The following is a 16,700-nucleotide window of genomic DNA, read 5'->3' as shown; positions in this document are numbered from 1 at the left end:
TCGTTCGTGGCTCTCAGAAAGCATGCAAACCCGCCCTGACGGGCGGGCCAGACATTACCAGCTCTGAGTCGCCTTGAACTTCTCGAGACCCGACTTCAAGCTGTCTTGAATCTCACCGTTGTAGTCGCCGGTCTGGTTGATCTTGTCGAGTAGATCACCGTGCTCAGACTTCATGTAGTCGTGCAGCGCACGCTCGAAGTCCAACACTTTGCTTACTTCAACATCGTCCAGATAACCTTCGTTGGCGGAATACAGCGAGAGCGCCATTTCTGCTACCGACATCGGCGAGTACTGGTTCTGCTTCATCAGCTCGGTGACACGTTGACCGTGTTCAAGCTGCTTGCGCGTGGCTTCATCAAGGTCAGAGGCAAACTGCGAGAACGCCGCCAGTTCACGGTACTGCGCCAACGCCAAACGTACGCTACCGCCCAGCTTCTTGATGATTTTCGTTTGTGCCGAACCACCTACACGAGAAACCGACAGACCTGCGTTAATCGCCGGACGAATACCGGAGTTAAACAGGTTGGTTTCCAGGAAGATCTGACCATCGGTGATTGAAATCACGTTGGTCGGAACGAACGCAGAGACGTCACCGCCCTGAGTTTCGATGATAGGCAGCGCGGTCAAAGAACCGGTTTTGCCTTTCACTTCACCGTTGGTGAACTTCTCAACGTAGTCGGCATTAACACGCGCAGCACGCTCTAGCAGACGCGAGTGAAGATAGAATACGTCACCGGGATAAGCTTCACGGCCGGGCGGACGACGCAGCAGCAGCGATACCTGACGGTAAGCGACGGCCTGCTTAGAAAGATCGTCATACACAATCAGCGAGTTCTCGCCGCGATCGCGGAAGTATTCGCCCATGGTGCAGCCAGAGTAAGGCGCCAGAAACTGCATCGGAGCCGGGTCGGCAGCGCCGGCGGCCACAACGATGGTGTGTTCCATAGCGCCATGCTCTTCAAGCTTGCGCACAACGTTGGCAATAGTCGATTGCTTCTGACCAATGGCGACGTAGACGCAGGTCACGCCCTTGCCTTTTTGGTTGATGATCGCATCAATAGCAATGGCAGACTTACCAATCTGACGGTCACCGATGATCAGCTCACGCTGACCACGGCCAATCGGTACCATGGCATCGATTGATTTAAGACCGGTTTGAATCGGCTCATCAACAGACTGGCGAGTGATAACGCCTGGCGCCACTTTTTCAACGGCATCCGTCATTTTGGCGTTAATGTCGCCTTTGCCATCGATGGGGTTACCCAGCGCATCGACAACACGACCAATCAGCTCAGGGCCTACCGGCACTTCGAGAATACGACCGGTACACTTGGCGGTCATGCCCTCTTCAAGCTGCAGGTAGTCACCCAATATCACGGCACCTACGGAGTCACGCTCCAGGTTAAGTACCATGCCAAAGATGCCGTTGGGGAATTCAATCATTTCACCGAACATCGCGTCTTCGAGGCCGTGAATTTTCACGATACCGTCGGAAACAGTGACGATGGTGCCCTGGTTATGGGCTTCGGATGCGACGTCAAGCTTCTCAATTCGCTGCTTGATGATGTCGCTGATCTCGGAAGGATTCAGTTGCTGCATGCCATGTCCCTCAGACTCAAGCGGTTAGCGCTTCGGAAAGGCGGTTCAATCGACCACGCACTGACCCGTCAATGACGGTGTCGCCAGCACGCAGGATGACACCGCCAATAAGCGACTTGTCCACCTGAGTAGTAATAGAGATTTCGCGATTTAGACGTTTCTTAAGCGCGTTCGCTAGCTTCGTTTGCTGCTTGCTATTTAACGTGTAAGCAGACGTGACGCTTACTTCAATACGCTGTTCGTGTTCAGCACGCAGGTGCTCGAACTGGTCAGCGATTGACTTCAGCGCCATTAAACGACCTTGGTCTACTAAAACAGTCAAAAAACGCTGTAAAGCTTCATCCTGCTGATCTGGAATTAGCTCAACCAGCAGCGACACTTTCTGGTCGCTGTCTAGTTTTGGACTGCTTAAACGATGGCGAACAACGTCGTCGGCTACCGCAAAACTTAAGAAACTCAGCGCTTGTGACCAGCTATCAAGCGCCTCATTATCACGCGCGTATTCAAACGCTGCCTTAGCGTAAGGACGAGCGACGGTAAGTAATTCCGCCATGATTCACCTCCTTACAGTTCAGCAGCAAGCTCATCGAGTAACTTGCGATGGGCTTGTTCGTCGACCGACGCTTCAAGAACACGCTCGGCACCCAATACGGCTAGATAAGAAACCTGGGCACGAAGTTCATCTTTAGCGCGATTCACTTCTTGCTCAATTTCGGATCGTGCACTCGCTACTAGGCGTTGGCCTTCAGCGCGTGCCTGTTCGCGGGCTTCTTCAATCATCTGGGCAGAACGCTTATTGGTCTGCTCAAGAATTTGAGAAGCTTGCTCCTTGCTTTCACGCAGCATCTGTTCCGCCCGCTCTTGAGCAAGCTCAAGGTCACGGTTAGCACGGCTAGCTGCATCTAAGCCATCAGCAATTTTTTTCTGACGCTCGTGAAGCGCATTGCTGATCGGAGGCCACACATACTTTGTGCAAAACCAGACAAAGATCGCGAAGGCGATCGTCTGCCCGATTAGCGTCATGTTGATATTCACAGGAATGTACCTCTGACAAGTTCGTGGCGACCGGAGTGAAACAAAACCGAGCGTTTAGCGCTCGGCTGAGCTGTCATTAACCGGCAACAACGAAGATCAGGTACATTGCGATACCAACACCGATCATCGGAACAGCGTCTAACAGGCCTGCCATTAGGAAGGTTTTGGTTTGCAGCTGGTCGCCTAGTTCAGGCTGACGCGCAGTAGATTCCAGCAGCTTGCCGCCCAAAATAGCGAAGCCAATGCCGGTACCTAGAGCGCCCATACCAATCATGATGGCAGCAGCAATGTAGATAAGTTCCATGGTAATGCTCCTAGTTTTTCAAGTTAAAGGTCGAGGGTTGAGGTTAAGGGTTAATGTGTTGCAAGCATTGCTCGGATTAGTGATGTTCGTGTGCAGCGCTGAGATACACCACGGATAAAACGGTAAAAATGAACGCTTGAAGAACAACGATCAAAATATGGAAAATGGCCCATGGCACATCCAGCACCCAAATAGCCCAGAACGGCAGCATGGCAATCAAAATAAAGATAACTTCACCAGCGAACATGTTGCCGAACAAACGCATTGCCAAACTGAACGGCTTAACCAGCAACGCAACAATTTCGAGCAGCAGGTTAAAGGGAATCAGTGCCCAGTGATTAAACGGTGTCAGTGAAAGCTCTTTGGCAAAACCGCCAATGCCTTTGACCTTAAAGCTGTAGTAGAGAATTAGCCCGAACACGCCCAATGCCAAGCCTAGGGTGGCGTTTACATCAGTGGTCGGAACAGATTTCATGTAGTCAACGCCAAGCTTACTAAACAGCACGGGTAAATAGTCGACCGGTATAATTTTGAGTGTATTCATAAACAGAATCCACACAAACAGCGTCAACGCTAGCGGTGCGATGATCGGGTTATGACCTTTAAATGTTCCTCTGATCATGCCCTCGATAAATTCAACCACCATTTCAACGGCATTTTGCAAACCCGTCGGCACACCCGTAGTCGCCATTTTACCGGCTTTGCGGAAAATAAAGATAAACAGCAGACCCATGGCAATTGACCAGCCCATGGTGTCTAAGTGAATGGCCCAAAAGCCCATATCACTTGCTTCTTCCGCTGTATGCGCCAGCGACCAACCATTTTCGGGATGATTACCAAAGGTCAGGTTCTGCAAGTGGTGCTGGATATAGTAAGTCGTAGAGACTTCGTTTCCTGCGGCCATGGACATGTCACCTCAATCAGTTGTGCGATTTTCTAAGCATTAGCGTTTTTTGGCATTAACCAAGGCGTGAACCAATGCGTTAGAACAACCGCCACATAAGCATAAAAAAAGAAAGCGGGGTTTGAGGGGGGCGCTACTACGAACACTGCAACAAACAGTGCCACCGTCAAACCAAACTTACCTGCTTCGGCACGAAATAGGCGCATCGCTGCCTGCGAGGGGCGATTAGACCTCAAAACTCCCATACGCTTTATGAAAAAAGCGTGTGGTAGTAATGCCACTAAGGCACCGAGTAACACCGATAGCGCACCTGGCATTTGTGCCAAAAAATAGCCAGCCATCATCCCGATTAACGTAATGATTAATTGTGTGATGGTTAGGCGAACAATATAGGTTCTGCGTCGCTGGGTTTCGTATCGCTGCATAGCTCTCTGCATGGTTTTCTGCATAGCTTTGGACAAACACCCAGCTCTTTAAAAAAATCGACAGGCTTCAAAGAGCGTATTCTTCGACAAACACAGACAACCTGCACAAATCTTGCGCGATTATAGGGAAGCGCTATCACACCTTCAACCGAGTAGCGTTGATTTTGCCCGTTTAGGGGTCGATTTTCGACCAAATGGTTAAAACATGCCCTCTTCTTAGGCAATATTGCGTAGCCTGCTATTTAATATGCATTAAAATACCGTCTAGTTCTTCAAGGCTGGTATAGCGAATAGTCAGCTTACCCTTGCCCTTTTGACCATGATTAATGGAAACAGCCGCACCGAGTAATTCACCTAAATGCGTTTCAAGCTTGGCTACATCGGGCTGCTTAATTGTCCGACTAGGCGTTTGAAGAGAGGTTTGGCTTGTTTGTACTTTTTTCACCAACGCTTCGGTTGCTCGCACGGTCATGTCGTTATTGACCACTTCGTGGGCAACTTGCCGCTGCTGTGAACTGCTTAACGTCAGCAAAGCGCGTGCATGGCCCATATCAAGATCGCCGCGCTCCAAGAGCGTTTGTACTTCAGGGTCTAATGCCAATAAACGCAGTAAATTAGCTACCTGGGTGCGTGATTTACCCACGGCATCGGCAATTTGCTGTTGGGTAAGCTCAAACTCTTCGCCCAGACGTTTAAGTGCCATGGCTTCTTCAATGGCATTGAGATTTTCACGCTGAATGTTTTCAATTAACGCCAGCGCTAGTGCGACTTCATCGCTGACTTCGCGAATAACCGCAGGAATAACGTCCAATTCAGCCAGCTGAGAGGCGCGCCAGCGACGTTCACCGGCAATAATTTCGTAACGATCCACGCCGATGGGACGTACGACGATAGGCTGCATAACGCCCTGAGCACGAATAGAATCGGCCAGCTCTTCTAACGCTTCAGGCTGAATATCGCGACGCGGCTGATATTTACCCCGCGTTAACTGAGCTAATGGCAAACGCTCAAGTCGATCTTCAACGACCTCGTCAGTCGCAGCGCTAATCGCTGTATTAGTCAGCTCAAGCGGCGTGCCGCTACCGGCAAGTTCTAGACTGTCACGGCGACGAGCACCAGCACCAATCAGGGCATCCAGGCCACGTCCTAGCGCGCGTTTACGCGTCATTCGCTTTCCCTCATTTATAACGATAGCTATAACTACAGCGCGTATTGTTTAAAGTGAAAGACGACGGATCATCTCTTTTGCCAGCACACGATAGGCCTGACTCCCCCGTGAGAACCGGGCATATTGCGTGACCGGCAGACCATGACTCGGTGCTTCGGCGACTTTAACATTGCGGGGTATGGTGGTTTTAAACAACATATCACCAAAGTAATCGCGCAGCTGCTTGTCGACTTCGCGGGTTAAGCTAGTGCGCTTGTCGTACATGGTACGCAAAATGCCCGCAATGGCTAAATCAGGATTAACGTTTTGCTTGATTTGCTCAACAGTATCCAGCAGTGCCGATAGCCCTTCAAGCGCGTAAAACTCGCACTGTAAAGGGATGAGCACGCTGTTAGAAGCCGTTAACGCATTGACGGTTAGCATGTTCAAAGACGGCGGGCAGTCGATCAGCACCACATCGTATTCATCCGCTACCGATGCTAACGCCGCTGTCAGGCAGCTTTCACTTTGCTCACGATCTAATAATTCCACTTCGGCGGCGGTCAGATCGCCATTACCCGGCAGTACGTCGTACTTGACCGGCAACTTTTTGACAATCGTTTCAGCCGCGGTAGCTTCACCCAGCAAAACATCAAGAACACTTTTATCAAGCTCGTATTTGTCGATGCCGCTACCCATGCTGGCATGACCTTGCGGATCAAGATCCACCAATAGCACGCGGCGATCGAGCGCTGCGAGACTCGCCGCCAGATTAACGGCCGAGGTGGTCTTGCCCACGCCGCCTTTTTGGTTGGTCAGGGCAATGATCTGGCTCACTTACTCAACTCCTTCTGGGGTCAGAATCAACAGCTGCCGCTGGGCCGCTTCAAAGGGTACTTCCAGCAGATGACGCGCGTGTAATTTAATACCATGGGGCAGATCACGCAGTTCATCATCCGCCCCCGGGCCTTTCATAGCTAACCACTGGCCATCAATGGCCGGCAGCTCACGAGTGAGCGTGACAAAATCAACGAGGCTAGCAAACGCCCTTGAGATTACCTGATCAAACGCAGCTGCTTCGAACTGTTCAACGCGTGCTTGGACAGGTGTTACGTTTTTCAACCCTAGTTCCATGACCGCTTGGCGTTGAAAACGCACCTTTTTACCGTTGCTGTCTAGTAGCGTGACGTCTAGCTCAGGATTCAAAATGGCCAACACTATTCCAGGTAATCCGGGCCCTGCGCCAACGTCGAGTAAACGCGGCCCGTGCACATAGGGCAATACCACTGCGCTATCCAGCACGTGGCGCGACACCATTTCATCTAAATCACGCACCGCTGTGAGGTTATAAGCCCGGTTCCACTTGTGCAACAGCGCGAGAAACCCTAGCAGCTGTTCGCGTTGATGCTGGCTGACATTAATCGCCAGTTGGTGAAGACCTTTATCTAAACGTAGCGCAACGCTTGCGGGTAAGCTTTTTAATAACACCGTTAGCGAATTCATCCGTTAACCACGTCGGCAGCCGCTACCAGTCGGCGTTTTTTCAGATGTACCAGCAAAATAGAAACGGCCGCTGGAGTAACGCCTGAAATACGCGCCGCATGGGCCAATGTTTCTGGCCTAGCGTCAGCAAGCTTTTGACGGATTTCGTTAGATAAACCTTCTATCTTTAAATAATCCAACTCAGCAGGCAAAGGCGTCGCTTCATGGCGTTTGAGTTTATCAATCTCATCCTGTTGCCGATGAATATAGCCTTGATACTTGGCCTGAATTTGTACCTGCTCAGCAACCGCTTCATCAGTGGTAAGCGTGTCTTCAAGTCCGGGTAACTGGGCCAAGTCGCTATAGTTGAGTTCAGGGCGTTTAAGCAAATCACTCAAGCAGTATTCTCGTGATAGAGGCGCGCCGGTTTTTTCAGCCACTTTCTCAGCAGCTAAGCTTCCCGGTTGAATCCAAACGGTTTTCAGACGTGCGTTTTCTTGCTCGATTGCTTCACGCTTTTGACTAAACGCCGACCAGCGGGCGTCATTAACCAAACCAAGCTCACGGCCTGCTGGAGTAAGGCGTAAATCAGCGTTGTCTTCTCGCAGCAGTAAGCGATACTCCGCTCGCGAGGTAAACATGCGATAGGGCTCCTTGGTGCCCATCGTGATTAGATCATCGACCAATACGCCAAGATAAGCTTCATCGCGGCGGGGGTACCATGCATCCAACTCTTGTGCGCGACGTGCAGCGTTCAAGCCGGCTAGCAACCCCTGGGCGGCGGCTTCTTCATAGCCCGTTGTGCCATTGATTTGGCCAGCGAAGAACAGGCTGTGGATAAATTTAGTTTCCAGCGAGTGTTTTAAATCTCGTGGATCAAAGAAATCATACTCAATGGCATAACCAGGCCGCGTGATATGTGCGTTTTCCAAGCCTTTGATAGAGCGCACAACTTGAATCTGCACGTCAAAGGGCAGCGAGGTCGAGATCCCATTGGGATAGAGCTCATGAGTGTCCAAGCCTTCAGGCTCGATAAACACTTGATGGCTCGACTTGTCGGCAAACCGATGGACTTTATCTTCAATTGATGGGCAGTAGCGCGGGCCAACGCCTTCAATCACACCAGAATACATGGGTGATCGATCAAGGTTAGCCAGGATCAGGTCGTGAGTCTGCTGGTTGGTGTGGGCAATGTGACAGCTGACTTGCTGAGGGTGCATTTCCCGCGAGCCAAGATAGGACATCACTGGCGTTGGTGTATCGCCTGGCTGTTCTTCCAGCTGTGAAAAATCAACCGTTTTAGCATCAATGCGCGGGGGGGTACCGGTTTTTAAACGATCAACCCGAAACGGCAGTGCCCTTAACCGCTCGGCGAGAGCGTTGGAAGGCGGGTCACCTGCGCGGCCGCCCTTGCTTTGATCCAAGCCTATATGAATCACACCACCCAAAAATGTGCCGGTACACAGCACAACGCTTTGAGCATGAAAACGAATACCAGTCTCGGTTACAACGCCACGCACGGTGTCATTTTCGACGATTAAGTCACCGGCCGCCTGCTGGAAAAGCGTCAAATTAGGCTGGTTTTCCAACATCCCACGAATAGCTGATTTGTAACGAATGCGGTCTGCCTGAGCCCGAGTGGCTCTAACGGCAGGCCCTTTGCGTGCATTTAACACGCGAAACTGGATGCCACCTAAGTCCGTGGCAAGCCCCATAGCGCCGCCCATAGCATCGATTTCTTTCACCAAATGGCTTTTGCCAATGCCACCGATCGCAGGATTACACGACATTTGGCCCAGTGTTTCGATGTTGTGAGTGAGCAGCAGGGTCTGACAGCCCATACGAGCAGAGGCCAGTGCGGCTTCAGTCCCCGCATGGCCACCGCCGATGACAATCACGTCAAAGCGGTCGGGATAATTCAAGAGACACCTCGTCTTGTGCCGTTGGGCACGGATGATGTGAGCCAGTGCTTATGCACCCTAGTTCAATACGCCGGCAAGTATAAACCCCCTGTGGGTAACCGTCAGGTTTTTCCACACCCCTTCAATTTGAATAGCCTTTATTAATAACAATATAAAAATAAGATAAGAGAAGTTCTGTAAATGTAGTAACTATTAGTGTGGACAATTTCTGTGCATAAGCAACTAATTCATTTATTTTTCAATAGATTACATTGTTGACTTCTACATGTTTGAACAGCGTATTGCCTGGGCAGAAGCGGTGTTACTCCTGTGGATGAAATACCCCTTTATCCACAGCACCAATTCTACACGGCTTATCCACCGGCCTATACCTTGGTTGTTACCGCACCTGTGAACATCCAGTACATGCCTGTTAACAAATGCTAAGAGATCCCTATGGCAGGCCTGATAGACGAGAAGTGGATAAACGAAAAAAAACCTTATCCACAGGCAAAAAAAAGCCTGTCACGAGGACAGGCGGGTAAAAAAAGCAATTTAGCGACCGTTTAAGACGTCATTAATGTCGAATTAGCGCTGAAAATATCGATTCGATCTAGTGTTTTAACACTCGTGCAAGGAAGGATTGAGTGCGCTCATGTTGAGGCGTATCAAACAGCTTTTCAGGCGGTCCCTGCTCTGCAATTTCACCCTTATGGATAAAAATAACGCGATCTGCGACTTCTCGGGCAAAGCCCATTTCATGGGTGACTATTACCATCGTCATCCCTTCTTTAGCGAGTTCACGCATAGCGTCCAACACTTCACCAATCATTTCGGGGTCAAGTGCCGATGTAGGCTCGTCAAACAGCATTAGCCGCGGTTCCATGGCCAAGGCACGTGCCAGTGCGACACGCTGCTGCTGGCCGCCAGAGAGCTGGCTTGGGTACTTATCGGCCTGATCTGCAATACCTACACGGTCAAGCAGACGTTTGGCACTGATAACAGCATCAGCGCGGCTAGCGCCGCGTACTTTCATCGGTGCTAACGTAACGTTGTCTTGTACGCTGAGGTGGGGAAAGAGGTTGAACTGCTGAAACACCATACCGACTTCAGTACGAATGGTTTGTAACGCTCTGGTGCTTTTTCCATTGGGCAAGAGTTCGTTGTTATCAACAGTAAGACTGCCTGCCTGAAACTCCTCAAGACCGTTGATACAGCGAATCAGGGTCGATTTACCTGAACCGCTGGCACCAATAATCACGACCACTTCACCAGGAATAATGTCGAGATCAATGTTGTTGAGTACGTGCAGGCTGCCAAAATGTTTATTGAGCTTCTGCATACGCACAATTGGCTGCGTTGTGTTGTTCAATGTTTCGCTCATTGTGCGTGTCCTTATTGTCCGGCCAGACCTCTACGCTCAAGCTGGCGTAGTAAGATTGAAAGGGTCCAGGTGATCGCTAAATACATCAGTGCGACCATGAAGTAGACCTCAAGGGCGGTGAACGTAGTGGAAATGTAGATTTGTCCCTGACGTACCAGTTCGCCAACGCCAATCACTGAAAACAGCGACGTGTCTTTAATACTGATAATGCCTTGATTACCAAGTGATGGAATCATCCGGCGGAAAGCTTGGGGCCAAATCACATAGCGAAAGGCTTGGGTACGGGAAAGGCCCAGTGATAGCGACGCCTCCCGCTGGCCACGCTCAATCGATTGAACGCCGCCGCGGACAATCTCAGAAATATAGGCGCCAGAGTTAACGGCAATGGCAGCAATACCCGCAACAAGCGCATTAATAGGGCTACCCAACAGCTGTGGTAAACCATAAAAAATGAACAGTACCTGGACAAGGATAGGCGTGCCGCGAAACACCTCAACGTAAAAAATAGCCGGCCAACGTAGCCAGCGCAGGCGGCTCAGCCGCAGCAGGCCAAAGAAAATGCCGATAAAAAAACCAATTGCCAGGCCGCCAAATGAAATAAGTAACGTCCAGGGAATGCCAGGTAGCAGGTATGGAATAGATCCAAACGCTGCCGACCAATCAAACTGAAAATTGACGTCCACGCGTAGACTCCTGAAACAAAAAAGATGAGAAAAAACACTTGAAAAACGCAGCAGGGCCGGGGGCTATGGCCACCCGGCCCTGTTATGATGCTATGCGGTTAGCGAGTCTTTAATCTCACTCTTCGCTGGGCGCTTCACCAAACCACTTTTGATAAATTTCATCGTAGGTACCGTCTTCTTTCATCGCGGCAAGCGCTTCATTGGTAGGTTCTACCCACTCGCTGCCTTTATGAAAAACGATACCGTACTGCTGACCTTCGTAAAGCGGTCCAACGACTTTCGTGCGCCCTTCACCACGGGTTTGTGAGAAGTAAGCAACGTTAGGCGCATCGTAGAACACCGCATCGACGTTACGGCCTAATAGCGCCATATACATATCACTCATAGCAGGGAAAGGAGTGATATCGGCATCTTCCCCTAGCTCAGCTTGTAGGAAGTCGTAGCTGGTGGAACCAATCCGCGTAGCGATAGGCAGTCCCGCGAGGTCTTCGATGCTTTCTACATCGTTGTTGTCAGCGCGAACAATAATCTGTAGACCTGAATCATAGTAAGGGTCTGAGAAGTCAACTATCTCAGCGCGCTCTGCAGTAATGGTCGTACCGGCGATGGCGATCTCTTGGCTGCCTGTTTGTACGGCCGGGATAATGCCAGCAAATTCCATTGTGGTGAGATTAACTTCAAAGCCTGCACGCTCAGCCACTTCGTTGATGATGTCCATATCAAAACCGGTCATTTCACCCGTTTCTTGATCCATCATCTCAAAAGGCACGAAGCTTGGGTCGGTCGCTACGTTTACTTTCGGTAAGTCAGCCATGGCAGCAGTGGTGCCGGCTAATCCAAGGGCTAGCACAAGCGTTGTTTTAGTGAGACTGAGTGGTAGCGCTACTTTCATAAGTTTCCCCGTGTTTTATGTGGCCTGTCATGGCTTTCCAAGCGATTTTTGTCGTTTGGAAAAGCCTTAAGGCTGTTATTGACCTATTAACCTTGGCGAGAAACCGACAAGGCGTCAAGTCACGGGGTGAGCTTTGAGCCAACGCTGTTTAGACCATAAAGGAAGCGCCACAGCCGCAGGTAGCGGTAGCGTTAGGGTTTTGCACGCGAAAACGAGCGCCTGCAAGCCCTTCTTCATAATCGACGGTGGAGCCGACTAAATATTGATAAGACAGCGGATCGACCACTAAGGAGGCATCTCCAAATGCGATGACGGTGTCATCCTCGGCAACGTTTTCAGCAAAATCGAAGCCGTACTGAAAACCAGAGCAGCCACCGCCGGTGACGTAGACGCGTAGCTTTAGAGATGGATTATTTTCTTCTGCAATCAGTGCATTAATGCGCTTGCGTGCACTATCAGACAGCAGTAATGGGGTCGGAACAAAGGCTTCTGCACCGCTCATGGGTACCTCCCGCGAGCTTAAAGAACGAATAAATCGGCATTGGGGGGTGATTATGGGTAATTCCCAGCAAATTGGTCAACTATTGCTGGGAATTAGTCGAACGTTAAGGCATCAGTGCAGGCGCTGTTAATCCCATGTTTTCATCAAAGCCAAACATTAAGTTAAGGTTCTGAATCGCTTGGCCTGAAGCACCTTTGACTAAATTATCAATCACCGATAGCACCACCACAGTATTGCCATTGCCAGGACGATGTACCGCTAGCCTGCAGGTGTTGATACCTTTGACACTGCGCGTTTCGGGATGGCTCCCGGCAGGCATGACATCAACGAACGGCTCGTCGGCGTAGCGCTGTTCAAACAGTGCCTGTAAATCGCCTGGCTCAGCGGTTAACTGGCCGTAAAGCGTGGCGTGAATACCGCGAATCATGGGCGTAAGGTGAGGTACAAACGTCAACCCGACCGAGGCATGACTAATATCCTTAAGGCCCTGGCTAATTTCCGGTAAATGGCGGTGACCCGACGCACCGTAAGCCTTCATTGATTCACTGGCTTCTGCGAGTAACGATCCCACTTTTGCGCCGCGGCCCGCGCCGGTAACGCCGGATTTACAGTCTGCAATCAGCTGTTGGGGATCAATCAAGCCCGCTTCCAATAGCGGTAGATAGCCTAACTGCACGGCCGTGGGGTAGCAGCCGGGTACCGCAATTAAGCGTGCGTCTTTAATTTTTTCGCGGTGCATTTCTGGCAGGCCGTAAATCGCCTCTCCCAGTAGCGCTGGCGCCCCGTGGGGCTGCTCGTACCAGCGGCTCCATTCATTGGCATCGCGTAGGCGAAAGTCAGCCGATAAATCGATGACGCGGGTGCCATTGTCGAGCAGTTCACCCGCTAGGGTGTGAGCAACGCCGTGGGGCGTGGCAAAAAATACCGCATCCATGGCGCCTAGCTGCTTGGCATCCGGCTCGCTAAATGCCAGCGTGTCGTAATGGCCGCGCAGATTAGGGTACATATCGCATACTTTGATGCCCGCCTCTGAGCGCGAGGTAATCGCGGCGACGTTGACGTGGGGGTGCTGGGCGAGCAGCCGCAGTAGCTCAACGCCGGTATAACCGGTACCGCCAACAATGCCGACCTTAATCACAAATAACTCCTTGCGGGTTTGCAAAACAGATTTTAGAAAAAAATGTAAATTACTTTTGACCTGAGTATTGATAGCAACAGCCTAAGCGGATTGCTGCGGGCTGTCTAAGCGTATCGGGCTATGATACACAAGAGGATGAAGACACAAGAACACTAAGACTAACCCAAGACATAGAGTACCAAGGCAAAAAAACAAGGAAGGTCGTCGTGGCGCGTTTTTCCCGTTCGGATTTTACTCTAGAGAGCTTTCGTCGCCAGTTGGCCAATGTCGATGCCCTTCCACAGCTTTGCTTGCTGGGGCTCGTCTCTGGGATTATTACCGGCGCGGTGATGGTGGCGTTTCGCCTGCTCTTGGAAACAGGCGCGGCGCTGTACATGACCGATGGCGACCCTGAAGCCTTTGAAAGCATGGCGCCTTGGCTGCGTACGCTGCTTCCACTCGTGGCGGTTACCTTAGTGGGTGTTTTGCTGTATCGGCAAAAGCCTGCCGCGCGCAAGCTAGGTGTTGGCCATGTAATTGAGCGGCTTTCCTACCATCAAGGTCGCTTTCCTCTGCGTAACTGGCTTAATCAATGGTGGGTCGGCGTCATTTCTGTGCTTGGCGGGCTATCCGCTGGCCGCGAAGGGCCTGCTATTCATTTAGGCGCCGCGGCAGCAAGTGGCTTAGGCCAACAGATGCGCTTACCCAATAATAGCTTAAGAGTTCTAGTAGCGTGCGGTACCGCTGCTGGCATTTCCGCTTCATTTAATACGCCTATCGCCGGGGTCATCTTCGCCATGGAAGTTGTCATGATGGAGTACACCCTGATGAGCTTTATGCCGGTCATTTTAGCCTCTACGATGGGCGCGCTGATGGCACAGCTTGCCTATGGGAATGAGCCGGCTTTTCGTATTCCAGAAGTAGTGCTTGGTTCGTTAATGAACCTTCCTTGGATTGTGCTAACCGGGCTATTTATCGGCTTGCTGGCGGGGCTATTTATTCATATTTCGCGCAGTCAGCGGATACAAGCCTGGCCGCTTTGGCTGCGTTTAGGGCTAGTCGGCGTAGCCACGGGTGCTGTTGCCTGGTGGTTTCCGCAAGTACAGGGCATTGGTTACGACAGCGTGGCGGCTGCGCTCAATAATCAGTTGGAAATTAAAGTCCTGCTGGCGCTAATGATAGCCAAGCTATTACTGACGGCGCTGACCGTTTCTGGCGGAGTGCCAATCGGTATTATCGGCCCCGTGCTAGTCGTCGGCGCAGCGACAGGCGCGCTGTTTGGGCTGTTGGGCGGCTGGCTGTGGCCCGATAAAGCCGCTGACCCGGGTGTTTATGCCATGCTAGGCATGGCTGCGATGATGGGGGCGGTGTTGCAAGCGCCGCTGGCAGCGTTGATGGCGCTTTTGGAGCTGACGCATACGCCGAGTATTATGCTACCCGGCATGTTGGTGGTGGTCGTTGCGTGTCTCACCTCGCGTCAAATTACCGGCTGTGAAGGCTTTTTTATTAGCTCGGTACGCTATGGTTTGCACCCTTTGCAGCAACCACTGATGCAAGCGCTCTCAAGAGTATCAGTACCCGCCGTGATGGAACGTCAACTGGTGCGGACTGAGCGAATGATTACCTCTGATCAGGCGCGTTTGCTGCTCGAAACTAATCCGGTATGGCTGGTGATCGAGCGTTCAAGCGAGGAAAAACCGGTGCTGGCGCTTAAAGCTGCAGAGCTTGCACGCTGGTTGCTCGAACATGATGAAGCGCTTAGCGATCAACCACCGCCGGACGATGAGTTGATTGATTTGTTAGAAATCCCCGGGCAGCGCTTAGAATTGGCGCCGATTGGACTGCAGGCAACGCTTTCTGAAGCCTTTCTAAAACTTCAAGATAATGCGCTAGGGGCACTGTATGTCGTTCATGGTTATCGCCCTAAGCAGCAACGGATTTCAGGTATTATTACCCGTGGTGCTATCGAACGTTATTATCACTACTCAGAGCCCCGCGGTGCTGACCCCCGTGAAAACGATTTACAAGAGAAAGATTCATCAGTTAAGGAGCGATAATGTATCTATGGGTGAAGGCTATTCACTTAATGGCCGTGGTGACCTGGTTTGCTGCACTGTTCTATTTGCCTAGGCTGTACGTTTATCACGCTACCGCACGGGATAATGGCGATGACCAGGCAATGAGCTATTTTAAAACCATGGAACGCAAGCTTTACCGCGGCATCATGACGCCGTCTATGATTGTGGTGTTAGTGTTTGGCGGTTGGATGCTTTACTTGGTGCCGGCATGGTTTAGCCAAGGGTGGATGCACGCTAAGCTGGCCTTAATAGTGGTTCTAATTGCCTATCATCACGTTTGTTTGATTTATTTAAAGCAGTTCGCTCAGAATCGCTGTACCAAAAGCCATGTGTTTTTTCGCTGGTTTAACGAAGCGCCCGTCATTGTGCTTATCGCGGTTGTGTTACTCGCGGTTGTGAAACCCTTTTGATGCGCCAACCGCTTCCTCCCGTTGTTTTGGTGCTGGCTGGACATGACCCGACTGGCGGTGCGGGTTTAATTGCTGACAGCGAAGCTATTTCGGCATGCGGTGGTTGGGCTGTCACTATTCCCACCGCGCTGACGATACAAAATTGTCATAATGTGACTAGGGTGATACCTGCTGACTCTAACGCAATGCGTCAAATGGCCGAGGCGATGAGCGAGATGCAGGTCGCGGCCATTAAGATTGGCTTGCTTGCCGATGAAGCCACGCTGCGTGCGGCGGAGCAAATTATCCGACGGTTTCCGGGCATTCCCGTGGTCGCCGATCCGGTATTTAGAGCAGGCGGCGGAACTGAGTTATCCACACCCGATTTACGGCAGCTATTTATTGATCGCGTGCTACCGCTTGTGGATATCTTAACGCCCAATCGCGCGGAGCTCGCTCAGTTAACGCCGGGTATCGCCACCCCTTACGACGATACCTCGCGTGCAGTGGCGCTGATGTCTCAAGGGTGCCAGGCAATTTTAGTAACGGCCACCGATGAACCATTACCGGGCAACGATCACCAGGTAGTCCACACATTGCATTCGCCAGAGACCACTCGCCAATGGCAGTGGCCGCGGCTGCCCGAACAGTTTCACGGCTCCGGTTGCACGCTTGCTTCAGCTATTGCCGCACGATTGGCTGTGGGTGAGCGCTTACCAACTGCCTGTGAGCAAGCTCAGCACTTTACTTGGGAAAGCTTGTCTCAAGGCTTTCAGCCACCCAGTGGCCAGTGCTTGCCTAACCGCTTTTCACAGGCTGTCCGCTTTTGATCCTATCTTCTGTACGCCTTTTATTTAG

18 protein-coding genes are annotated in these 16,700 nt (G+C 51.3%); 3 read left to right on the top strand and 15 right to left on the bottom strand.

Annotation, left to right across the window (positions count from 1 at the left end):
* Positions 1–54: 54 nt before the first annotated feature.
* The 15 genes from atpA to argC form a co-directional block, all read right to left on the bottom strand.
* Positions 55–1,599: a F0F1 ATP synthase subunit alpha gene (gene atpA, locus ACT3TF_RS12530; RefSeq protein ID WP_441684359.1), complete on the bottom strand. Its 1,545-nt coding sequence runs from the start codon at positions 1,597–1,599 to the stop codon at positions 55–57.
* A gap of 16 nt (positions 1,600–1,615) precedes the next feature.
* The gene (locus ACT3TF_RS12525; protein WP_096276753.1) at positions 1,616–2,152 is read right to left on the bottom strand and encodes a F0F1 ATP synthase subunit delta; all 537 of its coding nucleotides are present in this window, start codon (positions 2,150–2,152) and stop codon (positions 1,616–1,618) included.
* 11 nt (positions 2,153–2,163) lie between these two features.
* Positions 2,164–2,634 carry a F0F1 ATP synthase subunit B gene (locus ACT3TF_RS12520; protein WP_096276751.1) on the bottom strand — a complete coding sequence of 157 codons (471 nt, stop codon included), beginning with the start codon at positions 2,632–2,634 and terminating at the stop codon, positions 2,164–2,166.
* A 76-nt stretch (positions 2,635–2,710) separates the two neighbouring features.
* Positions 2,711–2,938: a F0F1 ATP synthase subunit C gene (gene atpE, locus ACT3TF_RS12515; RefSeq protein WP_096276749.1), complete on the bottom strand. Its 228-nt coding sequence runs from the start codon at positions 2,936–2,938 to the stop codon at positions 2,711–2,713.
* Between the two features lie 76 nt (positions 2,939–3,014).
* Complete coding sequence (gene atpB / locus ACT3TF_RS12510; protein WP_096282231.1) at positions 3,015–3,842, bottom strand: F0F1 ATP synthase subunit A; 828 nt, start codon at positions 3,840–3,842, stop codon at positions 3,015–3,017.
* 32 nt (positions 3,843–3,874) lie between these two features.
* Positions 3,875–4,303, bottom strand: coding sequence for an ATP synthase subunit I (locus tag ACT3TF_RS12505; protein WP_444672292.1), 429 nt, complete (start codon positions 4,301–4,303; stop codon positions 3,875–3,877).
* A 202-nt stretch (positions 4,304–4,505) separates the two neighbouring features.
* The gene (locus ACT3TF_RS12500) at positions 4,506–5,435 is read right to left on the bottom strand and encodes a ParB/RepB/Spo0J family partition protein (protein ID WP_096276747.1); all 930 of its coding nucleotides are present in this window, start codon (positions 5,433–5,435) and stop codon (positions 4,506–4,508) included.
* Positions 5,436–5,483: 48 nt separating this feature from the next.
* On the bottom strand, positions 5,484–6,251 hold the full coding sequence (locus ACT3TF_RS12495) for a ParA family protein (RefSeq protein ID WP_096276745.1): 768 nt from the start codon (positions 6,249–6,251) through the stop codon (positions 5,484–5,486).
* On the bottom strand, positions 6,252–6,917 hold the full coding sequence (gene rsmG / locus ACT3TF_RS12490) for a 16S rRNA (guanine(527)-N(7))-methyltransferase RsmG (protein ID WP_096276742.1): 666 nt from the start codon (positions 6,915–6,917) through the stop codon (positions 6,252–6,254).
* Entirely contained in the window at positions 6,914–8,818 is a 1,905-nt protein-coding gene (gene mnmG / locus ACT3TF_RS12485; protein WP_096276740.1) for a tRNA uridine-5-carboxymethylaminomethyl(34) synthesis enzyme MnmG, read from the bottom strand. The genes rsmG and mnmG overlap by 4 nt, the downstream gene beginning before the upstream one ends.
* 592 nt (positions 8,819–9,410) lie before the next feature.
* On the bottom strand, positions 9,411–10,181 hold the full coding sequence (locus tag ACT3TF_RS12480) for an amino acid ABC transporter ATP-binding protein (RefSeq protein WP_176483348.1): 771 nt from the start codon (positions 10,179–10,181) through the stop codon (positions 9,411–9,413).
* Between the two features lie 11 nt (positions 10,182–10,192).
* Positions 10,193–10,864: an amino acid ABC transporter permease gene (locus ACT3TF_RS12475; RefSeq protein WP_096276738.1), complete on the bottom strand. Its 672-nt coding sequence runs from the start codon at positions 10,862–10,864 to the stop codon at positions 10,193–10,195.
* Positions 10,865–10,979: 115 nt separating this feature from the next.
* Complete coding sequence (locus ACT3TF_RS12470; RefSeq protein WP_096276735.1) at positions 10,980–11,756, bottom strand: transporter substrate-binding domain-containing protein; 777 nt, start codon at positions 11,754–11,756, stop codon at positions 10,980–10,982.
* 148 nt (positions 11,757–11,904) lie between these two features.
* Positions 11,905–12,258 carry an iron-sulfur cluster insertion protein ErpA gene (erpA, locus tag ACT3TF_RS12465; protein WP_441672486.1) on the bottom strand — a complete coding sequence of 118 codons (354 nt, stop codon included), beginning with the start codon at positions 12,256–12,258 and terminating at the stop codon, positions 11,905–11,907.
* A 103-nt stretch (positions 12,259–12,361) separates the two neighbouring features.
* Positions 12,362–13,396 carry an N-acetyl-gamma-glutamyl-phosphate reductase gene (gene argC, locus ACT3TF_RS12460; RefSeq protein ID WP_096276731.1) on the bottom strand — a complete coding sequence of 345 codons (1,035 nt, stop codon included), beginning with the start codon at positions 13,394–13,396 and terminating at the stop codon, positions 12,362–12,364.
* A 206-nt stretch (positions 13,397–13,602) separates the two neighbouring features.
* On the opposite strand from argC, the gene ACT3TF_RS12455 reads away from it, so the two are divergent.
* The 3 genes from ACT3TF_RS12455 to thiD are packed head-to-tail and all read left to right on the top strand — an operon-like array spanning position 13,603 to position 16,672.
* On the top strand, positions 13,603–15,432 hold the full coding sequence (locus tag ACT3TF_RS12455) for a chloride channel protein (RefSeq protein WP_441684357.1): 1,830 nt from the start codon (positions 13,603–13,605) through the stop codon (positions 15,430–15,432).
* Entirely contained in the window at positions 15,432–15,863 is a 432-nt protein-coding gene (hemJ, locus tag ACT3TF_RS12450) for a protoporphyrinogen oxidase HemJ (RefSeq protein ID WP_096276727.1), read from the top strand. Before ACT3TF_RS12455 ends, hemJ begins: the two co-directional genes overlap by 1 nt.
* Positions 15,863–16,672: a bifunctional hydroxymethylpyrimidine kinase/phosphomethylpyrimidine kinase gene (gene thiD / locus ACT3TF_RS12445; protein WP_441684356.1), complete on the top strand. Its 810-nt coding sequence runs from the start codon at positions 15,863–15,865 to the stop codon at positions 16,670–16,672. Before hemJ ends, thiD begins: the two co-directional genes overlap by 1 nt.
* The last annotated feature ends 28 nt before the right edge of the window (positions 16,673–16,700 follow it).

The organism is Halomonas sp. AOP25-F1-15, from assembly GCF_052378675.1.
GTDB classification, from domain to species: Bacteria; Pseudomonadota; Gammaproteobacteria; order Pseudomonadales; family Halomonadaceae; genus Vreelandella; species Vreelandella casei.
The sequence above is the reverse complement of the archived record's forward strand: the minus strand, read 5'-3'. Positions and strand labels throughout refer to the sequence as shown.